Origin of the sequence: Streptomyces sp. NPDC048142 (assembly GCF_043202835.1) — a bacterium.
Classification (GTDB): Bacteria; Actinomycetota; Actinomycetes; order Streptomycetales; family Streptomycetaceae; genus Streptomyces.
In genome coordinates, this window is sequence record NZ_JBIDBC010000050.1 from 13628 (window position 1) to 34780 (window position 21153).

A 21153-nucleotide genomic window follows, 5' to 3' on the forward strand; every position below is an offset into this window, starting at 1 on the left:
CGAGCGCCCCCGGATCTCCCGGCACAGGCTGATCGCCAGAGCGCAGTCAGGGGTCGGCCGACTGCCGCCGACCCGAAGGCGCCCCTATGCAGCAGCCCCGCCACCGGATACGCAGACACCGCCGCCCGGTCGCCCTGGCCGGAGCGACCGCGCTGGTCATAGCGGCCATGGCCTCGGCCAGCACCACCCTTCCGACCGCCGGCCGCGCCTCGGCGGGACCGGCGGCCACCTCCCAGGACTCCGCGCTCGCCCCGTGCCGGATCTCCGCCACCCTGGGCGTACAGATGTCCGAGGGCCTGCCGACCCCGCCCGGCTACGCCCGGTCGACCGGCGAGGTCAGGGCGCTCAACCTGATGATCGACTTCCCGGACGCGGAGGGCACGGAGCCCGCGACGGACCGGTACGCGGAGTTCTTCCCGCAGACCTCCGAGTGGTTCAGGACCAGCTCCTACGGCCGGCTCGTCTACCGGCCCGACGCCCCCGTCAAGGACTGGCTGCGGATGCCGATGCCGTTCACGGAGTACGGGATAGAGCGCGGCTCACCGTTCGAACCGGGCTACCGCCAGCTGGTGAAGGACATCGTCGCGGCCGCCGACCCCCGGGTCGACTTCTCCGCGTACGACCTGGTCAACATCCTGGTCAGCCCGAACGCCGGGCCCTCCGCGCTGGACACCGTGCTCTCGGTGACCTTCTCCGGCAACGACGAGGCACCGACGGCGGACGGTGTCCCGCTCTCCAACACCTCGTTCGTCTACAGCCGCCAGGACGACGGATCGGGGTCGTACGCCGAGACCGGCTACCGCGTCCTGCCGCACGAGAACGGCCATGTCTTCGGGCTGCCCGACCTCTACACGATGGAGGGCGGCGGTTCGGTGGGGCACTGGGACATCATGTCCGAGGACTGGGGCGCCAACAACGACTTCCTGGCCTGGCACAAGTGGAAGCTCGGCTGGCTCGACAACGAGCAGGTCAGCTGCGCCTCGCAGCCCGGTGTCAGCGAGCACACACTCGGCCCGCTGGCTGCCGAGGGCGGTGCCAAGCTCGTCTTCGTCCCGCTGAGCGAGCGGTCCGGCTACGCCGTGGAGGTCCGTACGGCGGCGGGCAACGACGAGGCGGTCTGCCGGCCCGGGGTGCTGATCTACAAGGTCGACTCCGACGTGGACACCGGGCAGGGCCCGGTCTCCGTAGCCGACGCCACCGAGCACAGCGGCGGCTGCACCCGGCGCCCCAACGTGCACGCGGAACTGTCGGACGCGCCGTTCCGCCCCGGTCAGACGTTCACCGACCGGGCCAACGGCGTACGGATAACCGTGCTGGACGAGGGCGACGACGGAAACTACCGGATACGGATCACGCGCCCGTGAGGGGCGCGGCGGCCTGGTCCCCCGCGCTGTGAGCGGTGCCGCCGCCGCTCGCACGGAGGCCCGGGGCACGCACCCGTGGGGGCGCGGCGGCCGCGGACGGCGGAGCTCCCCCGCACCGGGGCGGCGTCACGCGCCGGTGGGGGGCACGGCGGCTTCGACGAGGGCCCGGAGCTGGTGCTTGAGGAGCTTTCCGGTGGCGTTGCGCGGGAGCGGCTCGTCGGTGAACAGCACGTGGACGGGCACCTTGAAGGCGGCGAGCCTCCGGCCGACGTGCTCGCGCAGGACGTCGGTGGTGGCGTCGGCTGTGACGGCGACTGTGACTGCGGTGGCCCTATCTGTGCCCCCGGCGGTGGCGTCGGCGGTGGCCCCGGCCGTGCCGCCATCCGTGCTGCCGGCCGTGGCGTCGGCGGTGGCCCCGGCCGTGGCGTCGGCGGTGACCCTGGCCGTGTCTCCATCCGTCCCCCCGGCCGTGCCGCCGGCTCCGGTGCGCAGCCGGACGACGGCCGCCACCTCCTCCCCCAACACCGGGTGCGGGATACCGAGGACGGCGGCGTCGGCCACGTCGGGATGGTCGTGCAGGACGCCCTCGACCTCGGCGCAGTACACGTTCTCGCCGCCCCGGATCACCACGTCCTTGAGCCGGTCGACGACGGAGATCCGCCCCTCGCGGCGTACGGCGAGGTCTCCCGTACGGAACCAGCCGCCGTCGGCGAAGGCCTCCCCGGTCGCCGCCGCGTCGCGCCAGTAGCCGCGGAACAGCGACTGGCCGCGCAGCCACAGCTCCCCCGGCTCCCCGTCGGGCCGGTCCTCCCCCGAGGGCCCTGCGACCCGCACTTCCGTGACCGGGGTGGGCCGTCCCGCGCCGCCGGGCTCCGCTCGGTACTCGTCCCCGAAGTGCGCGAGGACCCCGCCGCTGGTCTCGGTGAGGCCGTAGCCGTTGCGGGGCTCGACGCGTTCGCCGTACCGGGCGGTGAGGCGGCCGACCAGGGCGGGCGGGGCGGCGGCTCCTCCGGTGCTGAACAGGGTGAGGCTCTCCAGCCCGTCCCCCGCCCGCTCCGCGGCCTCCAGCAGCTGGAGCCCGGTGGCGGGGACCCCGGCGAAGTGCGTGACGCGGTGCGTACGGATCAGCCGCAGCGCCTCGTCCGCGTCCCACTTGTGCATCAGGACGAGGGTGCCGCCGGCCGCCATCGCACCGTAGAAGCCGGTGAACGCGGCGACATGGAAGAACGGGAACGTCATCAGGGAGACCGGTGCGGGTCCCTGCCCCGGGATGACACCGCGCGCCAGTGCGGAGGCCGCCGCGTGATAGCGGGGATTGAGCGCGGCCCCGGCCTGGGCGAGATGGGTGGCCACCGCACCCTTGGGGCGGCCGGTGGTGCCGGAGGTGTAGAGGATCGTGGCGTCGTCCTCGGGCCGCGGCTCCACGTCGGGCGGCGCGGCCAGCGGGTCGGGCGCGGGGAACTCCTCGTACCGCTCGACGCGCAGCCCGGTCCCGTCCGCTTCGCCGTGGTCCCCGTTCCGTTCGTGGTCCCCGTGCTGTTCGTGTTCGCCGTGGTCCCCGTGGAAGAGGACGACGCGCGTCCCCGTCCGCCGGGCCCAGCCCGCGACCCGCCCCAGCCGCTCCCCGTCCACGAGGAGCACCCCGGGCTCGCAGTCGTCGAGGGCGAAAACGAACTCGTCCTCGGTCCACCAGGCGTTGAGCGGTACGGCGACGAGACCGGCCAGCTGGGCGGCCCAGAAGGCGATCTGCCACTCGGGATGGTTCCGCATCGCGATCACGGCCCGGTCCCCGGAGCGCAGCCCGTACCGTTCCCGCAGGCGTACGGCGAGGGCGCTGGCGGCGGCGAAGAACTCGGCGTAGGAGTACCGCTGTTCGCCGGCGATCAGGAACGGCGTGTCCCGGTAGGCCCAGGTGGTCTCCACGAACTCCCGGAGCGTCCGGGGCCCGTCGGCGTACTCCGGCGTTCCCCGCTCGCCGATGACCACGGCGAAGGGCGCGCCGGGGGCGGTGAGGGAGGCCGCGATGCGCGCGGCGCGCCGGGTACGTTCGGCGCAGGCCTCAGCCTCTTCGGAGCCGGTCTCTCCGGCCCCGGTCACTTCAGGGCCGGTCTCTCCGGAGCCGGTCTCTCCGGGGGCCGAGGGCGGCGGGGACGGCTGGGTGTGCGGCACGGACGGCCCTTCTCACGCTGGCGCTGGCTGACACACGTGACGCTATGCGGGCGGCGGCCCGGCGCCAAGGCCGCCCGGACCGGGAACGGGAGCGGGCGCCGGTCGCGCGGGGCGCCGCCGCTGCCGCGCCCAGCCCGTTCTCGTGGACAAGGCCGGCACCGGTGACCGACGGCGGGGCAGGCGTCGGCGACCAGCTCTGACGACGGCCGCGACCAGGGGTTTCCCGCACATGTCGGGCTTATATGAGATAGACCACTTTCGGGGGCCATAGGCAGGGGCGGTCCCCCCGGCCTAGAGTCCTGTCGTTTGCGGAGTATTCGGCTCCGCGCCGTCCGGCCCAACCCTCCGCTCCGTACACGACCTGTACGCGCACGCAGAGACCGGGCCGATTCCCCGACTCACAAGGAACCGGGAACATCCGCATGGGCACGTTGGAAAACTGGGTCGTCGAGTTCAACGACGTCTTCTGGACATACCTGCTGATTCCGCTGGTCGCCGTCGCCGGCGTCTGGTTCACGCTGCGCTCCAAGGGCGTGCAGATCCGCCTGATCCCGGAAATGTTCCGGGTCTTCAGGGACAAGCCGCAGTCCGGCGTCAGCCCCTTCGGCGCCTTCACCATCTCCGCCGCCGCGCGGATCGGCACCGGCAACATCGCCGGTGTGGCCACCGCGATCACCATGGGCGGCCCCGGAGCCGTCTTCTGGATGTGGATGATGGCCCTGGTCGGCGGTGCCTCGGCGTTCGTCGAGTCGGTCCTGGCCCAGCTGTACAAGGTGCGCGACACCGAGCCCGGTACGTACCGAGGCGGCCCGGCCTACTACATGCAGAGGGCCCTCGGAATGCGCTGGCTCGGCGTGGTCTTCGCCGTTCTGATCACGCTGACGTTCGGGTTCGTGCTGACCGCGGTGCAGTCCAACACGATCACGGTGGCCACGAAGGGCTCCTTCGGCTCGGACGCCTCCTGGTTCAATCCCGTCCTCGGCGTCGTGCTCGCCGGGCTGCTCGCGCTCGCGGTGTTCTTCGGCGTGAAGCGCCTGACGGCCGTCACCAAGGTCATCATCCCGGTGATGGCCGGGATCTACCTGCTGACCGGCCTGGTCATCGTGCTCCTCAACCTCGGCAACGTGCCGGGCATACTCGCCGACATCATCGGCGGCGCCTTCGGCTTCCGCGAGGTCGCGGGCGGCGCCGTGGGTACGGCGATCCTCCAGGGCGTGCGGCGCGGCATGTTCTCCAACGAGGCGGGCATGGGTTCCGCCCCGAACGCCGCCGCGGCCGCGGAGACCACGCACCCGGTCAAGCAGGGCCTGGTCCAGACCCTCGGCGTCTACTTCGACACCTTGGTCATCTGCACCATGACCGCCTTCGTGATCCTCTCCGCCAACCCGACCCTCGGTGAGCGCGGCGGCGCGGACGTCACGCAGGCCGCCTTCACCAGCGCGCTCGGCGACTGGGCCGGTCACCTGCTGACCCTGGTGGTCTTCATGGTCGCCTTCAGCTCCATGATCGGTAACTACTACTACGGCGAGTCCAACATCCAGTTCATCACCCGCAGCAAGGGCGTGATGAGCTCGTACCGTGCGCTGGTCATCGCCTGCGCCGTCCTCGGCGCGATCGGCTCCGTCCCGCTGGTCTGGAGCCTCGCGGACGTCACGATGGGCGCGATGGCCCTGGTCAACCTGATCGCGATCATCCCCCTCAGTGCGGTCGCCTTCCGCCTCCTCGACGACTACCTGACCCAGCGCCGCCAAGGCCTCGACCCGGTCTTCCGCAAGGACCAGGTTCCGGGCCTGCGCGGCGATGTGGAGTGCTGGGGCGCGTCGGACCAGGACGCCACGCCACAGGAGCGGATGCCGGTCGGCCAGCTCTGACACGGACGCGCCCGCGCGACCGTACGCATCGAAGGGCGGCATCCCAGGAGGGGTGCCGCCCTCGGACGTTTCGAGGTCGGGCCCGCATCCCAGGTACCGAGTCGAGCCGCGGCGCGAAGGTATCGCGGCGCACAGCGGCAATGGGGGCGACCTCCACAATCCCTATCCGCTAGGCTGTCAGCGGTCAGTCGACCTCCAGTGCGCCTGCTCGGGAAAGTGTCCTTCCGGATCCCTACCGCGGCACCGCCACAGGGCCGCATGACCAGGGCGCTTGTCTCAACTTGCCTGGCAGTCCCCACCGGGGTTTCCGGCAACGTTTTCGACAAGCTCCGGCCTTCGTAGCTCAGGGGATAGAGCACCGCTCTCCTAAAGCGGGTGTCGCAGGTTCGAATCCTGCCGGGGGCACAACGCGTTAAGCCGCTGACCTGGGGTTTCCACCCCCGTGAGGCGTTGCATTCGGCCTCGGACTCCTCGTCCGGGGCTGTTTTGCGTGAGCGGACGGAGAGTGCCGGAGGTGGAGGCCCTGGCCGCCACGGTCGCACCAGTCCGCCAGGATCAAGTACAACGTTCCGTCAGCGAGCAGCCGTCGTCGGCTATGACCGGATCGCGCCTCCCTCAAGATTACTGTCGGATTCTCCGAACAAGCCGATGTGATGTGGGCATGATGGAAGCACGATGACCTTGCGGCTGAGTACGGCAACGCCTGGGTTGTCGGGTGGGCGCGGTACGACACCTCGGACTGCGCCCTCGTTCGCGCCGCGGGACAAGGGGCGACGACAGCCTCCATGGCGTCGCCGCGTGACGAGCGACGGAACAGCTCAGACAGGCGGGTTGATGCTGACGTGGATTGAGGCAACGGCGTGCGGTGCGGGCGGCGGGCTGATCGCCGAGGCGGTCGTGACCTTCGGCCGCCTTCGGGACTGGCAGCAGGCACGGCATGCAGCGAGGGCGACAGGCGGCACGCTTCCCGGCATCGGCGCATTCGTTGATCCACTCGCGGACTCGCTGGCAGCGCTCTTTCGCGTGGCGCTGGGGGGCGCGGCCGGATGGCTGCTCCATACCGAGGTCACCGGCATGTACGCGGCTGTCATGGTCGGCGCCTCAGCGCCCGCGCTCCTCGCCCAGGTGGGCAGGGCAACCACCGCCGCCGATGCTCTCCGCGACCAACCCGGGGGCGACGAGTCAAGGGAGGCAGCGTCCCCGTCGGATCCGCGGGGGCTCTCCTCGGTCCACGATGAGGCGGCTTCATGAGTGCTGCCGTAGTCGCCCGGCGCTGGTGGAAGTCGTTCATCGGTGGACGACAGCCGCGCTTGCCGCGAACCGCGGAGCGGGGGCGCGATGGCTACAGCCTGCTGCTGCGGATCTGGGCGTCGTTCATCGGTCTGGACCTCACCCCTGCGCGGCGCGGAACGGTACCCACACCCAAGGCGTCGATCGTCCGGCCGCAGCCGGATGCCCTCGGAGAAAGGTCTCGGAACGGGCGGCAGGGGGGCGCAGTCGCCCCTGGGTGGTTCGCCCTTCCCCCGCTCGTGGCGGTCGGCGGTCTGGCCGCCGCTGGATCAGACGCGGTGGTACTCGAAACATCGTCCCCCGACGGCCGGGCCAGGTTCCTGGTGCGCGGCCGCGGGGACCTCGGGCCTGGGTACAGCCTTGAGTTGGTGCTGCACGGCGTCGATGCCGCCGAGCCGGTGGTGTCCACGGTCAAGTACCCCAGGGCAGACGGCAACGAGCAGGTGCTGCTCGTACCGGTGGCGCAGGGGCAGGTCGGCCCTCCCGCCTCCTACGTCCGCCTTCCAGGCTTCGCCGCCGAGACGGCGTGGACGGCCTGTGCTCCCGCTCCGGTGACTTCGGGCGCCGCCGCTTGGGATGCCGCGACGATCGCCGACTCGGTCCGCGCAGCGCTCAACGAGGCGACCCGTGATGCCTGGCGACGGGTGGGGGAACTCGTCGGTGGCGACCTGCGCAGCGTCATCGAAGGCGATCTGTCGTGACAACGGTCGATGGGCAGCACCGCGCCGATGGCCCTCACCGCGGGAGAGAGCCGAGCGCTTCAAGGCAGCGTCGGCTGTCTTGGTGCCGGGCAAGCGCCGGGCCGGGCCTCCTCCCGGAGCGGGCGGCACTCGACGACGTACTCAGGAGCTCGACCAGCCCTCAGGCCGCCGTTCGGGAGCTGCTCGGTGAACGACAGCTGTGGTGGAAGTGCTGCAGCGAGGCTTTTCGTACCGATCCCTCCTGGATGTTTGACGGACGCGCTGAGGAACTGCGCGCCTGGCTCGGAGCGACAGTGCCAGACCACACGGCCAACTCCGTTGCACCGGCTGAGCATGTGTGGCTGTTGGGCCGGGCCCTGAGCGCGTCAGAGGGTCAGAGCGGGGAACACGAGGCGGCACTGGCTCGGTTGGCGCAGGCGTGGGGGCAGAGCGGACTGATCTCGGCGGACGCCGCGGCCGGACTCGCGTATCCGTCCGGCCACGGGCTCGACGGCCTCTCACCGCACGTCGTGTCCGGGCTGAGGGCCGTCGTCGAACGGATTCAGGACATGCACGGCGCCGGGAGGCCGAACAGTCCAGGGAACATGCTCGTGATCGCCGCGCTGCTGATGGCGGGTACGGAACCACGTAAGCGGCCCGTCGTCCGCGTACCGGTGGTGTTCGGACGATCTGCAGGACCAACCGTGCAGGCAACCCCGGAGGGTGTCACCGGCGTTCTGGAACTGCGTGAGTTCCGTTCGGGGCCGACCGGGTTGTACCCCGATCCGCGGACGATGGCAGGAGTGCGCAGCCCGAATGGGCAGTTCGCCGCCTCGTTGGGCCACGCCTGGAACGCAGCCGGGCCTCGACGCGAGGGGCGATGCGTGTTGTGGCGCCTCGTCCTGTCCGACGGGACCACACCGCCCGCGCAGATCGATGGCCCCTCACTTGGCGCGGCTTTCGCGCTCGGGCTGCGTGCTCTCTTGCGCTATCCGCCCTCCCGTCGGCCCAGCGTGGCCGCACTCCGAGGTGTCTTCTACGGACTACGCCCGCGGACCGCGGTGACCGGCGCGCTCGACGGAGGCGAACGCCTCCTCCGGGTCGCCGACATGGACGCCAAGCTGCTGGCCACACGCCGCAGGCGGCTACGACTCGTCGCGCCCGAGGCCAATCAGCTTGACATCGCCGGGGCGCCCGCGCCCGACGAGGTGAGATTCGCCGCGAACCTGAGACAGGCCGACAGGTACGCTCGACGACTCCGCACTGGCCGCTTGGCCGTCGCCGCACTCGTACTCGTGGCGAACGCGACCGGGATGTTCGCCTTCCAGCAACACGACTCGGCACGTTCCGCACAACGGGAAGCCGAACGCCAGCGTGCCGTGGCCCTCTCCAACAAGGTCCTGACCACCGCCGACCGACTGCGCGGCACGGACGTTTCCACGGCGGCCCAGCTCACCCTGGTCGCCCACCGGATGCACCCGAGCGGGGACACCTACTCGCGTCTGGTCACCTACGGGAACACGCCGCTGTCGACGCCCTTCACCGCACACCGAGCCGGCATCTGCGCCTTGGCGGTCAGCCTGGACGGGCGCGCCATGGCCACCGCCAGCAGTGACTCCACCGTGCGGCTGTGGGACATCTCAGCCCCCACCCGGCCCAGGCCCCTGGGTAAACCCCTGACCGGATTCAGCGACACGGTGTGCACGCTGGCGTTCAGCCCCAACGGACGCACCCTGGCCACCGGCTACGGCCGCGCAGTGCGGCTGTGGAACGTATCGGGCCCGGACCGCCCCAAGCCTCTCGGCTCGCCGCTGCCCGGCTACAACAAGACCACAGGGTCCGTGCGCACTGTGGCGTTCAGCCCGGACGGCCGCACCCTGGCCACGGGGAGCTACACCGGCAGCGGTGTAGCCCCCCTCACCGATCCGGGGCTTCGGTTGTGGGACGTGTCCGACCCGGCCAGGCCCGGGCTCCTGAGCCGGACCGTAGATGGCGGCGCATACGTCGATCACCTGGCGTTCGCTCCGGACGGGCGCACTCTGGTGACCAGTCCGGCGGGCACGTCCTTCCAGCTGTGGGACATCTCGGACCGGAAGCGCCCCAAGGCTCTGGGCAAGGCCCCGGCCGGCCACAGCAGGATGGTGTCCGCACTGGTACTGAGCCCGGACGGGCACACGGTGGTCACCGGAAGTACCGACCAGACACTGCGGGTGTGGGACATCTCGGACCGGGACCGGGTCAAACCGCTGGGCCAGCCCGTGACCGGAGTAACGGGCGGCGTCACGTCACTGGCGTTCAGCCCGGACGGCAACACCCTGGCCGTCGGCGCCGGTGACTTGACGATCCGGCTGTGGAACATGTCGGACCGCACCGCTCCGGCGCCGCTCGACGCTCCGCTGACCGGTCACGTCGGCAACGTCAACGCGCTCGCGTTCACGCCTGACGGGCGCGCCCTGGTTGGCGGCGAGCAGGGCACGATGGTGCGGCTCTGGGCCATCCCCGCCCGCCTCCTCACCGGCCGTACCCTCGGCTACTCCGTGCCCAACAGCGTCAACGCGCTCGCGTTCAGCCCGGACAGGCGCACCATGGTCAGCGGCCACTTCGACAAGTCGGTGCGGTGGTGGAATGTCTCGGACCCCGCCCGGCCCAAGCCCCTGGGGCAGCCCGTGTCCCTGCACACTTACACCGTGTGCGCGCTGGCCTTCAGCCCCGACGGCCGCACCCTGGCCACTGGCAGCCGTGATCAGACGGTCCTGCTCTGGGACGTCTCCGACCCCAAGCGCCCGAAGGCCCTGACAAAGCTGACCGGCCACAGCGGCAGCGTCTGCGCGCTGGCCTTCAGCCCGGACGGCCGTGCCCTGGCCACCGGCAACAACAGGGGTGTCGGCACCGGCACCGACAAGGGGTCCGTGCGGCTGTGGGACGTCTCGGACCCGGCCCGGCCCAAGCCCCCGGTACAACCCCTGATCGATGTCACTGGCGGAATCAACGCACTGGTCTTCAGCCCGGACGGGCGCACACTAGCCGCGGCCTCCGGTGACTCACGGGTGCGGTTGTGGAATGTCTTGGACCAGGGCCAGGCCGCGCCCCTGGGAGAGCGGTTGAGTGAACACACCGCGAGCGTCAAGGCGCTGGCCTTCAGCCCGGACGGCCGCACCCTGGCCGGCGGCGGCTCGGACGCGGTGCGGCTGTGGGATGTCTCCGACCCCAAGCGGCCCAGGGCACAAACACCTCTGACCGGCTACACGGGCTACGTCTCCGCGATGGTCTTCAGCCCGGACGGGCGGACACTGGCGACCGGCGGGGGCGGCAAGGACACAACTGTCCGGCTGTGGGACGTCTCCAACCCAAGACGGGCGGCCTCCCTGGGCGAACCGCTGGAGGGCCACACCAGCGGCATCTACGCCCTCGCGTTCAGCCCTGACGGCCGAACCCTGGCCAGTGGCGGGGTTGACCAGGTGATCAGGCTGTGGGACATGGATCTGGGCCAGGGCATCGAGCGGATCTGCGCCACCACCAGAAACGCCCCGGCGGCCGACGAATGGACCCGCCACGTCAGCAGTGACACACCCTTCCCCGAGCCCTGCTGACCGACCGTCGATACCTGCTCGTGGAAGCGCTTCTCCACCAGAACCACGCGAGTGCAGGGCGCACGAAGCGCATGCGGACAACGACACAGGGGGGACGTACATGGGGAGTGACGCCGCATGGCCGGAATGAAGCTCGATTCACTTGAGTCCAACGATCCGCTGCGACTCGGCCCCTACCGGCTACTGCGGCGGATCGCCACAGGCGGCATGGGGCGTATCTATCTCGCCCGGCAGGAGGCCCCCGGGTCCCCCACCAGCACAGTCGGGCCCACCGGAACCGTGGTGGACCACGGACTCGTCGCGGTCAAGACACTCCTCGCCGAGGGGATCGTGAGCAGGCCAGACCGGGAGCGGTTCGCCCGCGAGGTGGAGCTGGCAGGGCGGGTCGACAGTGCGGACACCGCCAGGGTGCTCGACGCCGACGCGAAGGCGGAGCGCCCGTGGCTCGCCTTCGAGTTCATTCCGGCGCCCAGCCTGGCCGAACTTGTCGTCAGTGCCGGGACGTTGCCCGGCGACGCGGTGCGCTGGGTCGCGGCCGGGGCCGCGCGGGCGCTGATCAAGCTGCACGGTCTGGAGGTCGTCCACCGGGACATCAAACCCCTGAACATACTGCTGCCCCATGACGGCCCCCGCCTCATCGACTTCGGCATATCGCACGCCCACGACCACACCAGCTCGACGACGACCATCGGCACCTTCGCGTTCACGTCACCGGAACAGGCGTGCGGCAAGAAGTCCACCGCCGCGTCCGACATGTACTCACTGGGTGCCACGCTCTTCTTCCTCGCGGTCGGCCGCCCACCGTACGAGCAGACCGACCACTCCATCGGGATCCTCGCCCTCGTCCAGCGCGGAGAGCTCGACACCAGCGGGCTGCCGCCAGAACTGGAGCCGCTGATTCTCCCCTTGCTGGCGGTCGACCCCGGGAGGCGTCCCGCTCCGTCCGACGTTCTGCGGGACGTCCTCGCCAGCCTCGACCAGGTGACGGCGGACCGGGGCGCCGAGCGGTGGCTGCCGCAGGCGTGGACCGCGCTGATCGAGGAGTACGCGGAGCAGGGGCGCCAACTGCGCGACAGAACAGCGGGCTTCGACGTGACCGAAGCTCCGGCTCAGATGAAGCCCGAGGGGGCCGCCCCGGAGGGCCCGTACGAGGCGATCAGCGAGATGCGCGAGCAACTGGAGGCCCTGCGCGAGCAGCGGGACGCCTTGTTGCGGGCGCAGGCCGAGGAGCAGGCGGAGGCGGAGGCGCGGGAGCTCGCGCACCAGGAGAAGGAGGCGCACAGGCGGCGGGAACAAGCACGGAAGGAGGAGGCAGAGCGCAGGAACCGGGAGCGCAAGGAGCAGGAGAGGCAGAAGGGGAAGGAGAAGGAGAGGCAGAAGAAGGAACGCGAGGAGAGGCAGCGCCGGGAACACGAGCGCACAGCGCGCGAGAAGACCAGGACCGCCACCAAGAGCACCGGCACTGGCTCCGGCTCGATTCCGACGCCCCAGGCCCCGCCGAAGTCCACGTCGACCCCGAAGTCCGGTACGGCCAGGACACCCACCACGAATTCGAGTTCCTCGGACGGTTGGGGCGGCGTGCTCGTAGCCGTACTCATCATCGGAGTCCTGATCTGGCAGCCCTGGGACAAGAAAGACGACGACACCCCGAGAAGCAGCCCCACCCCACCTGCCACCTTCTCCAGCAGCGGCGGCACTAGCGGCCTCGGCGGCAGCGGCAGCGGCAGCGGCACAGGCGGATCTTCAAGGTCGTCCGGCGACGGCTCCGATTACACCAAGCCCGAACCGGAACCGGAACCGGAGACCAGCTCCCCCGAGCCCGACCCCACCGAAGACGCCTTCAAGGCCGTCTCGTATGGGGACTGCCTGGACGTCGTCGACACCGGTTACGGCGGCCTCACCAAGTACGACTGGAGCGAGGAGGAGCCGAACACGACGGTCTGCGGCTACGGGACACGCGTGAAGGTTTCCGGTACCACCGGCGACTGCGCGTCCGGCACGGGCAAGGCCACCTGGTCGTACTACTCCACCAGCAGCGGCGAGCGGACCACGCTCTGCCTCACCGGCCAGTACCACCAGGGTGACTGCCTGCTCGCCAAGCACGAGGACAACAACGTCATCGCTAGCATCGCGATGCTGTCGTCCCCGAACTGCACGGACCGGCGGGTTCCTGCCGCGTACAACGAGATCCTGGTCGTCACGGACATCTACCGGGCGACGCCGGGCGCCAGCACCGAGGTCTGCCGCCACGGGCAGTACGACGCCAACACGTACTGGTCCACGAAGGTGGACGACGGCGCAACGCTGCTCTGCCTGAAGGCATACGACTGAGCCCGCTACGGCTGACGGGGGCTAGCGAGGGCCCAGGACGCGTGAGCGATGCGTGAGCGGACGGTGGATCACCAACCGTCTCTGACTGGATCGACGCTTGCGCCATGGCGCTGACCAGGGAGAACAGCGCTACGCGGCACGAACGACCACCACCGAGCACGGATTCGATCCCACTCCTAAAGCGGGTGTCGCAGGTTCGAATCCTGCCGGGGGCACAGAGAAGTAGCAGGTCAGAGGCCCTGCCGTCCAAGCGGGCGGCAGGGCCTCTGGTCTCGCAGCACATATATGGCACACATGGGTCCGTACGGCGGGTGGGGAGCAGTCACGAGGTGCCTGCGAAGGATGAGCTGGCCCGGCGGCGATACGAGAAGCTGGTCGACCGCCTGGAATCGCTGATGAGGGCCGCACTCAAGCCCCAGTACAAGGGGTACTACAGGCAGCTCGTCCTGAGCAGCAGCGACCTCGAAGAGATGGGCGGGCTGAAGGACGTCCGGCGTGCCGCTCGGGAGGCGGGCCGCCGCCTCGACTGGAAGCCGACCACCACTCTTGTCGGGGGCCGGCTCTTCGTCCTCGACAAGCGCGAGGTGCCAGAGGAGATCGAGCAGCTTACCGAGGACGCGGCAGCCGCGACGATGGACCGGGCCTGGCGGGAGCATCAGTGAGCCTGGCAGCCCTGCCCGAGCCCGCCGTGGTGCCCAGCCGAACAAGCGCGTGCAAGCAGCGCGCAGGCGAAGCACCGTGAACGCCACGTCCTTCGTGTCCGCACCACCTCAGCCTGCGCCTACGGCGGTGCGCGAGCAGAGCGCTGATCGCAGCCAACGCCAAGCGCGTGGCAGACCACGCCATGGTCGGTGATAACGAGCAGTCAGTGGGTCTGCTTCAGACCTGCCTGTGCCTGGCCGCAGACAGCGCCGCCACGAGCACGTCCAGGTCTCCGGTGTAGACGATGACTTCTTCATCGTCGGCCGGGGGGTCGAATCGGGCGAAGAAGTCGTCGAGGGCTTCGGGGGTGACGGTGAGGGCGTTGGCGTCCTCGCGCTGGTTGCGCTCGGCGAGGCGTCCCAGCAGCTCTTCCCGGTCGGCGGGGAGGTAGACCACGAGCGGGTGGCCGCCCGCTTCGCGGGCGGCCTGCTGCCAGGCGTCGCGCTCGGCGCGCCGCCACAGCCCGTGGTCCAGGACGACGTCGTTACCAGCCTCCAGTTCCTTGACGAACCGCTGCCGGATCGCCTCGACCACTGGTCGTTCGCGCTCGAAGTAGGTGTGCTCGGGGTAGTCCACGCCGTATCGGCCGTGGAGGCGGTGCACCTCCTCGTCCACGGACAGCCGCGTGTAGCCGTGGTCGGCCAGGGCTCGGGCGACAATGGTCTTCCCCGAGCCGGTGATGCCGGCCAGGAGAACGGCGAGGGGCACGTGGTCATCCCTTCCTCGACGAGTTGTCCGTGGGCGCGGTCATTGTCTCTGATCCTGGCAGGTGTGCGCGTGCGGTCGCCAAGCAGTGACGATGCTGCGGGCCTCGCTGGGCCAGCTGAACGGCATGCGGTCCAGGCTCACCCGACGGAAGGCGAACCGCGGATCGCTGGTGTTGATCACGCCGCCGTGCTGGCTGACGTGCGACAGGAGGCGGCTGGCCTCGTCGCGCACAGCCGGGGTCTGTTCCTGCCATGTGCCGGTCGAGAAGTGCTGGACCCGGCGGCCGAGGTCGTCCAGGACGCCCGAGCGCCACTTGAAGTGGTGAACCGCGCAGATACGGTCGGCATCCGGACCCTGTCCGGGGGCCCTGTGGTTGCCGCCCGCCACGGTGACATCGTGGCGGGCGAGAACGATCTTGCGGGGGTCTCCGTGCAGGAGCCGGTGGGTGAGGTGCCCACCGAGGGGATAGGCGAGATCCAGTCCGCCTTCGGGCCTCCAGCCGGTCAGGCGCCCACTCGCGGCGATCCGGTCGAGCATCAGGCCGCCCACCACGCGGTGTCCGGACTTCTCTGCCTGGGCGATCACCTCACTCAGCGGGGCGGGGTACTGCTGGAACTCGTCGGCATCGGCGAGCAGGTGCCAGCCCGAGCCGGCCCGGTGCCGCAGGGCGTCCCTGAGCTGGGTGTTGGTGTGCTCGTGCCACGGACCGGTGCTCGTGCTGGTGGGGATGAGGCCCAGCTGGCGGCTGGCGACCTGGAGTTCGTGCCGCTGCTGGTCGGGCACGTGCTCGGGGAAGTGGAAGGCGATCAGGAGCCGCTCGACGCCCAGCCACCGATAGTGGCGGACCCAGGCGGCCAGCAGCGGGGGTTCGACGGGGCCGACGATGGCGATCAGCGCGGGAGGGGTGCTCAGCATCGGGACTCCTTCGTACGCAGTGAGGTGAAGGTACGGGTGAGGAAGTCGGCCTGCCCGGCGGCCGAATGCATCCCCAGCAGGTGGGGCGCCTCGGGGCCGGGCCGCTCGGGTGGCTGACGGATGACGCTGTGCAGGGCCTCGGCGAGGGCGTCCGGGGCGCCGGCGGTGAAGGTCAGGGCCCAGGGCCGGCCGCTCAGGCGGGCGGTGAGACCGGGGTCGTGGTCGGAGACGACCAGGGGGACGCCGAGGCGGGCGGCGTCCATCACGAGCCCGGACTCCTTGCCGACGCCGGGGCGACGGGTGACCAGGGCGGCGTCGGCGGCGTAGACCAGCCGCAGCACCGCTTCGCTGACCGGTCCGGGCATCATGTGGAGGCGAACGTTCGGCAGGTCGCGCCATCGGGCGAGCATGGCTTCGTCGAGTGGGATGCCGGTGACCACCAGGTGCAGCGGATCCTTCAGCAGGGGCAGGGCGGCGTCGATGACTCCGATGTCCTTGTAGGGCCACCAGCCGCCGACGAGGCACACCGCGGCTTCGCCGGCGGGGATGTCGAAGGCGGTACGGCCGCCGTTTCGTTCGGCGTAGGTGAGGCGGCGGCCGTCGTCGACCGCGAAGGCCCGCACCACTGCGGACAGGTCCGGGAAGGCTGCCGTGAACTGATCGCCTACGGCCTGGGTCGGGCACACCGCCAGAACCTGCCTCTCGCCCCGGCGGGCGAGCCGGCCGAGGAACCGCACGGCGGCGTCCTCGGTAGTGACTTGTTCGTGGACGAACCGCAGGTGCGGCAGCCCGCCGAGGAGAGCGGCGGCACCATGCAGGGCCTCGCTCGCGCTCAGGATCACCACCACCTCGGCGCAGGGTGCCAGCCTGCGGGCGGTCCGCAGGGCCGACGCCTCCGCAAGGCACCGGGCGATGAGGGTGATCTGGTGCGGCAACCGCCGCAGGAAGCGCGGCCATCGGCGCGAGCGGAAGACCCGCAGCCCAGCCCTGGAGAGCCCGGCCACAAGGCGGGAGGCGGCCAGCAGTACGGCCGCCGGGTGCCCGGCCGGTGCGGTCACCAGCCGGGCCCCGGCCTCGCGCAGGCCCGCCATCGCCTCACGGGCGATCCCGTGCGGGGCGATCACCAGGCTGCAGGGCCGGGCCTGGGCGAGGGCCTCCAGCGTGCGCTGGTGGTGCCCGCCCAGGCGGTCGGCGTACGGCTCGATCAGCACCAGGGGGCCAGTCACCCGGCCACCGCCTGGTCCCCATGGGCGGCGGTGAACCTCGCCCGCAGCCACGTGGGGTCGTTGAGGTGGTCGAACTGTCCGGGGGCGCGGGCGAACTCCTTGGCGAAGGCGACCCCTTCCCGGGCCCCGGCGGCGGCGTACGGGGCGAACTCGCCGTTGCGGCTCTTGGTCCACGCCTCCACCCGCTGGCGGGAGTCGTCATCGGCCATGCCGTACTCGCTGCCGCGGGCGAGCATCGCGCACTCGCGGAAGCCGGCCTTCCACGCGTGGAAGGGGCTCTGGTTGAACCTCGTGATCCCCGCGGTCTGCTGGGCGAACTCGATCCGTCCGGGCAGGGCAGCGAGCACGTCCACGGCCTCGCCCATCTCGCGCAAGGCACTGCGGCGGACCAGTTTCAGCCCGCCATAGCCGTAGGTCAGACCGTTGACCGGATTGACCGCCCGCCACACCCGCATCGATACGCCCCCGTCCAGCGGCTCCACCGTGGCGGGGTCGAAGCCGGCGTCGATGGCGAAGTCCCCGTCGGCGAGGAAGAACTGCTCGTGGTCGACTACCTCGGCACACAGACGGTAGGCCCGGCGCATCCCGTGTACGCCGTGCAGGCGCTTGACCGTGCCGCCGAGCGTGCGCTGGAGCCGGGAGTGCAGAGAGGTGGCCATCGGCTCGTCGTACGAGAGGAGAACCGCGTCGAAGCTGTTCACGAGACGGCCTCCAGGTAGCGGGCCGCGATCAGAGCGGGAGTGAAGTCGGCGGTGGAGGCGTGGGCCCGCTTGGCGTGCAGGGCATGGAATTCGGCGTCCGTGGCGAGCCGTTCGGCCAAGGCGACGGCCTCGGCCGGGGTGGTGAAGCACAGCTCGGGGTCGATGTGCTCGGCGAGCCAGCCAAGGCGGGGCGAGATGACCGGAAGGCCCATGCCCTGGCAGTCGATCACGCTCATCGACCAGGGGCAGCCGGGCCGGAACGGGGCGATGCCGAAGCGCGCGCCGGCCAGCAGATCCTTGTAGCGGACGCGGTCGCCCCGGTCGGAGACGACCTGCACGTGCGGCAGGGCGGCGAGCTGGTCACGCATCTTCTCGGGGCTGTCGTCCAGGCCCTTGCGCTCCGCCCGGCGCTGGCCGAACAGGTCCATGACCCGCAGCCTGACGGTGCCGGACGCGACCAGGTCGCGGGCCAGGTCCACGAACTGCCCGGTGCCGTAGTGCGCGTACAGCCGGTGGTTGTAGACGCCGATCGCCCCGGCGCCGGAGGCGGGCTGCGGGGTGGCAGGGTCGCGTACCAGACGCTCGTCACGCGGGGCGGGCACCACTCGCAGCTTCTCGCCGAGGTCCACGGTCATCCGGGCGGCTGCCGCCGACACCCAGGACGCGGCCGTGGAGGAGTGGACCAGCACCCGGTCACAGGCGGCCAGTCCGGCGGCGAACGCCAGCAGCACCGGCCGCCCGAGCCCCGCGTCGTTCAGGGACGGGTCGAGCTGGAGCTGGCCGCCGCCCGTGAAGGAGAACGGCAGGTAGTGGCAGTAGCCGGCCAGTAGGGCGTTGGATCCGGCCTCCAGTAGGGCCGTGCGGATCGCCGGGGCCTCCTCGATCTGGTTGGCCACGACCACGTCGGGCCTCTCCGCCCGGATCAGTGCCACCAGCTCGTCGATGTCCGCGGAGAAGCGGGCCCGGTACTTCGTCCCCGGCACCTTCGTCTGGTGGAATCCGCAGCGTGCATCCCCGGCCGGAGCCGGGGCCGCGACCGTCACCTCCGCTCCGGCATCCGCCAGAGCCGGGGCAAGCAGGTCCGCGAAAATCCACCCCGAGTCGGCCGAAAGCCGTTCGGGGTTGGAGATGTTCAGCAGGTACAGCACGCGCATGTTGCTTCGCCTCCCTCATCCGCCCGGAGGGTCGATCCGGGCCAGTAAGGGAAGGAAAGCGGCGACGCAGACCGTGACGGGATGATGAACTTGGATCACTCACGGTTCATTCATGCTCACCAACGATGACGCGGGGCTTCGATGGAAGCGCAAGGCGAGGAGATCACCGCCGAGCAGGCGGCCGAGAACTACGCGGCCGAGGTGGCGCGCTGGCGGGAAGTACGCGGCATGTCCAAGAGGGCGTTGGCGCTGGCCATGGGCTTCGACCCGTCCTACGTCAGCCACGTGGAGTCGGGCCGCCACAAGCCCAGCGAGGAGTTCTCACGTCTCGCCGACGAGTCACTGAACGCCGGGAAGGCGATCTGGAGACGCTGGTGCGACTACGAGCAGGCAAAGGCCCGTACCCGGCGGCCAGCGGCGGCGCCGCCCGCCCAGCGCAGGCCCGAACAGCCGTATGCGACCGGATCGGCCCTCGTCGTGGAACACGACGCGGCGCGGCTCCAGTACGACGGCAGCTCGTACCGGCTGACCATGCGCCGACGGCTGCGGAACACTGGCGACGAGCCGGTGACCCGCTACCTGATCCGTATCTCCGTGGACCGCTACCCCGGCGACCCTGAGCAGTCCAACGCACACTACCGAGCCCATCCGTTGACCTGGGACGAACTCGACCTCACTGCCACCTGCCGGGGCGAGGCGATGCGGTGGCAGGCCAAGCACGACCGCGACGCCTTCAAGGAGGTGTGGCTGCTGTTCGACAACGAATACGGCCGCTTCCCGCTCTATCCCGGCGAGTCCGTGTGGATCGAGTACGCCTACACCGTCGGCGACGAGAAGTGGGGCAACTGGTTCCAGCGCGCCGTACGCCTGCCCACCGAGCAACTGGAAGTCCAGCTCGCCTTCCCCGCGGCACTTGACCCCGTCGTGTGGGGCACCGAGACCTCCATGACCGCCGAAGCCTCCCCGCTGCGAACCCCTCCCGTCCGCAGCGACCACGGTGAACTACGGCAATTCACGTGGATCACGACCACACCCGCCCTGCACGCTCGGTACCGTCTGGAGTGGCGGTTTCGGGCACGGACCGAACGCGACACAGATCAAGGGGAGTTCAGGTGATTGACGTGCGGCCCAGCCAGCAGATGCGAGACCTCGGAGTCGTCCAACACGGCGCCGGTATCCTCGCCGAACCGGCCCGCGCCTTCGACCTGCCCGCCGAGCGCGACGAGGCCGAACGCATCACGGACGAACTGTTCGCCGCCATGGAACGGATCGGCCAGGTCCACCCCTTCGCCAAGGGCATGGGCATCGCGGCCCCGCAGATCGGCATCGCACGAGCCGCCGCCGTCGTGCAGCCGCCGGGCGACGCCCCCGCCATCATCCTCCTCAACCCCCGGATCACCACCCGCTCCGAGGAGATGGACGAGCAGTACGAGGGCTGCCTGAGCTTCTTCGACGTCCGCGGCCTCGTACCCCGCCCCCTGAAGATCACGGTGGAGGCCACGGCCCTGACCGGCGAGACCGTGACCACCGTGTACGAACGCGGCCTCGCCCGCCTCATCCACCACGAGATGGATCACCTCGATGGGCTCCTCTATACCTCCCGGATGCGAACCGGGGTCGATCCGATCCCCGTGGAGGAGTACCGCCAGAGCGGCCGTGCATGGGTGTACGACGGCACCTGACCCCTTCCATGTGCTCGCTGGGCACTTCCGGGCACCACGCACCATGCCAGCTCTGCACCACTAGAGTGACGAGCAGGCACAGATGTGAGCAACTCCTGGGAGTACAGATGGACTTAGCATTTCCCGAGTTGGCACTGGCGGCGCTGGGCGGCGCCAGTGGAAGTCTGAGTGAGGCTGTTGTGACGGACCTCTGGCGACGCCTTCGAAGCCGCTTTTCCAGCGACGCGCGAACCATTGCCGCACTCGAAAGGCAAGATGCCAACGACTCAGATGCCGTCGCCGTACTGAGCGAGGCGCTGCGTCGCGAGTCCGCAGCCGACCCGGAGTTCCGGCGCGAGTTGGAGGACTTGCATCTGCACCTGGCTCGGTCAGCGAGCAGCACCATCAACATCGTGCGCGACTCTCATGGTTTGAATGCACCCGATGGAACGTTCAATGGTTCGATCAGCATGTCTTTCGGTCGGCCTGAGCACAGGCAGTGACTACGAACGAGCCCGAGCCTGCTCGGAACACGACAACGAACAGCGTGATCGGCTCGACGGGCGTAAACGCGCCCGGGGGTGACTTCCGCGGGGCCGTCTTCAACATAGGGCTGGGACTTACTGAGGCTGAACTCGTAGTGTCGTAGGGGGTGACGGCTGGCCGGTGGCTGCGGTATCACCGGAGTCATGCGGCATCCACAAGGGGGCGGGCTGACCGCCGAACGGCAGCAGTTCCGCGAAGAGTTACGGCTCCAGGCGGCCGAGCGGTTCGCCCGGGGCGAGGGCAGT

16 protein-coding genes and 1 tRNA gene are annotated in these 21153 nt (G+C 70.3%); 11 read left to right on the plus strand and 6 right to left on the minus strand.

The window, feature by feature from the left end; all coding sequences use genetic code 11:
- Nucleotides 1–86 precede the first annotated feature (86 nt).
- Nucleotides 87–1364: a M6 family metalloprotease domain-containing protein gene (locus ACGF2Y_RS34760; RefSeq protein ID WP_392955671.1), complete on the plus strand. Its 1278-nt coding sequence runs from the start codon at nt 87–89 to the stop codon at nt 1362–1364.
- Between the two features lie 126 nt (nt 1365–1490).
- Here the strand turns inward: ACGF2Y_RS34760 and ACGF2Y_RS34765 are convergent, their stop codons facing one another.
- Nucleotides 1491–3533, minus strand: coding sequence for a class I adenylate-forming enzyme family protein (locus ACGF2Y_RS34765; protein WP_392955672.1), 2043 nt, complete (start codon nt 3531–3533; stop codon nt 1491–1493).
- A gap of 422 nt (nt 3534–3955) precedes the next feature.
- Between ACGF2Y_RS34765 and ACGF2Y_RS34770 the strand changes: the two genes are divergently transcribed.
- The 7 genes from ACGF2Y_RS34770 to ACGF2Y_RS34800 all read left to right on the plus strand — a co-directional run bounded on the left by ACGF2Y_RS34770 (nt 3956) and on the right by ACGF2Y_RS34800 (nt 13957).
- A complete protein-coding gene (locus ACGF2Y_RS34770) occupies nt 3956–5404 on the plus strand; it encodes an alanine/glycine:cation symporter family protein (RefSeq protein WP_392955674.1) in 1449 nt (482 codons plus the stop codon).
- Between the two features lie 332 nt (nt 5405–5736).
- Nucleotides 5737–5809: transfer RNA gene (locus tag ACGF2Y_RS34775), tRNA-Arg, on the plus strand.
- 393 nt (nt 5810–6202) lie between these two features.
- The gene (locus ACGF2Y_RS34780) at nt 6203–6655 is read left to right on the plus strand and encodes a hypothetical protein (RefSeq protein ID WP_392955676.1); all 453 of its coding nucleotides are present in this window, start codon (nt 6203–6205) and stop codon (nt 6653–6655) included.
- Complete coding sequence (locus ACGF2Y_RS34785) at nt 6652–7395, plus strand: hypothetical protein (RefSeq protein ID WP_392955678.1); 744 nt, start codon at nt 6652–6654, stop codon at nt 7393–7395. Before ACGF2Y_RS34780 ends, ACGF2Y_RS34785 begins: the two co-directional genes overlap by 4 nt.
- A 992-nt stretch (nt 7396–8387) precedes the next feature.
- On the plus strand, nt 8388–10964 hold the full coding sequence (locus tag ACGF2Y_RS34790) for a WD40 repeat domain-containing protein (RefSeq protein ID WP_392955680.1): 2577 nt from the start codon (nt 8388–8390) through the stop codon (nt 10962–10964).
- A gap of 117 nt (nt 10965–11081) precedes the next feature.
- Nucleotides 11082–13295 (plus strand): serine/threonine protein kinase, encoded by a 2214-nt coding sequence (locus ACGF2Y_RS34795; RefSeq protein ID WP_392955682.1) that lies wholly within the window; start codon nt 11082–11084, stop codon nt 13293–13295.
- 329 nt (nt 13296–13624) lie between these two features.
- On the plus strand, nt 13625–13957 hold the full coding sequence (locus ACGF2Y_RS34800; RefSeq protein WP_392955683.1) for a hypothetical protein: 333 nt from the start codon (nt 13625–13627) through the stop codon (nt 13955–13957).
- Nucleotides 13958–14174: 217 nt separating this feature from the next.
- Here ACGF2Y_RS34800 and ACGF2Y_RS34805 read toward each other — a convergent pair whose 3' ends face one another.
- Genes ACGF2Y_RS34805 through ACGF2Y_RS34825 form a run of 5 tightly spaced genes read right to left on the minus strand, consistent with a single transcriptional unit; the run spans nt 14175 to nt 18701 of the window.
- Entirely contained in the window at nt 14175–14705 is a 531-nt protein-coding gene (locus tag ACGF2Y_RS34805; RefSeq protein ID WP_392955685.1) for an AAA family ATPase, read from the minus strand.
- A 39-nt stretch (nt 14706–14744) separates the two neighbouring features.
- Nucleotides 14745–15620, minus strand: a complete 876-nt coding sequence (locus tag ACGF2Y_RS34810; RefSeq protein WP_392955687.1) for a glycosyltransferase family 2 protein — start codon at nt 15618–15620, stop codon at nt 14745–14747.
- Complete coding sequence (locus ACGF2Y_RS34815) at nt 15614–16846, minus strand: hypothetical protein (RefSeq protein ID WP_392955689.1); 1233 nt, start codon at nt 16844–16846, stop codon at nt 15614–15616. The genes ACGF2Y_RS34810 and ACGF2Y_RS34815 overlap by 7 nt, the downstream gene beginning before the upstream one ends.
- The gene (locus ACGF2Y_RS34820) at nt 16843–17547 is read right to left on the minus strand and encodes a hypothetical protein (protein ID WP_392955691.1); all 705 of its coding nucleotides are present in this window, start codon (nt 17545–17547) and stop codon (nt 16843–16845) included. The genes ACGF2Y_RS34815 and ACGF2Y_RS34820 overlap by 4 nt, the downstream gene beginning before the upstream one ends.
- Nucleotides 17544–18701, minus strand: coding sequence for a glycosyltransferase (locus tag ACGF2Y_RS34825; protein WP_392955693.1), 1158 nt, complete (start codon nt 18699–18701; stop codon nt 17544–17546). The genes ACGF2Y_RS34820 and ACGF2Y_RS34825 overlap by 4 nt, the downstream gene beginning before the upstream one ends.
- 141 nt (nt 18702–18842) lie before the next feature.
- On the opposite strand from ACGF2Y_RS34825, the gene ACGF2Y_RS34830 reads away from it, so the two are divergent.
- From ACGF2Y_RS34830 to ACGF2Y_RS34840, 3 genes are all read left to right on the plus strand, one after another.
- Complete coding sequence (locus tag ACGF2Y_RS34830; RefSeq protein ID WP_392955695.1) at nt 18843–19817, plus strand: multiprotein-bridging factor 1 family protein; 975 nt, start codon at nt 18843–18845, stop codon at nt 19815–19817.
- Nucleotides 19814–20383: a peptide deformylase gene (locus ACGF2Y_RS34835; RefSeq protein ID WP_392955697.1), complete on the plus strand. Its 570-nt coding sequence runs from the start codon at nt 19814–19816 to the stop codon at nt 20381–20383. The genes ACGF2Y_RS34830 and ACGF2Y_RS34835 overlap by 4 nt, the downstream gene beginning before the upstream one ends.
- A gap of 107 nt (nt 20384–20490) precedes the next feature.
- Nucleotides 20491–20865: a hypothetical protein gene (locus ACGF2Y_RS34840; RefSeq protein ID WP_392955698.1), complete on the plus strand. Its 375-nt coding sequence runs from the start codon at nt 20491–20493 to the stop codon at nt 20863–20865.
- The last annotated feature ends 288 nt before the right edge of the window (nt 20866–21153 follow it).

What these genes read in the sequence shown, in the direction of transcription:
- ACGF2Y_RS34810 (WP_392955687.1), bottom strand. Translation starts at nt 15,620, where the DNA reads ATGCTGAGCACCCCTCCCGCGCTGATCGCCATCGTCGGCCCCGTCGAA.
- ACGF2Y_RS34770 (WP_392955674.1), top strand. Translation starts at nt 3,956, where the DNA reads ATGGGCACGTTGGAAAACTGGGTCGTCGAGTTCAACGACGTCTTCTGG.
- ACGF2Y_RS34760 (WP_392955671.1), top strand. Translation starts at nt 87, where the DNA reads ATGCAGCAGCCCCGCCACCGGATACGCAGACACCGCCGCCCGGTCGCC.
- ACGF2Y_RS34785 (WP_392955678.1), top strand. Translation starts at nt 6,652, where the DNA reads ATGAGTGCTGCCGTAGTCGCCCGGCGCTGGTGGAAGTCGTTCATCGGT.
- ACGF2Y_RS34825 (WP_392955693.1), bottom strand. Translation starts at nt 18,701, where the DNA reads ATGCGCGTGCTGTACCTGCTGAACATCTCCAACCCCGAACGGCTTTCG.
- ACGF2Y_RS34830 (WP_392955695.1), top strand. Translation starts at nt 18,843, where the DNA reads ATGGAAGCGCAAGGCGAGGAGATCACCGCCGAGCAGGCGGCCGAGAAC.
- ACGF2Y_RS34840 (WP_392955698.1), top strand. Translation starts at nt 20,491, where the DNA reads ATGGACTTAGCATTTCCCGAGTTGGCACTGGCGGCGCTGGGCGGCGCC.
- ACGF2Y_RS34795 (WP_392955682.1), top strand. Translation starts at nt 11,082, where the DNA reads ATGGCCGGAATGAAGCTCGATTCACTTGAGTCCAACGATCCGCTGCGA.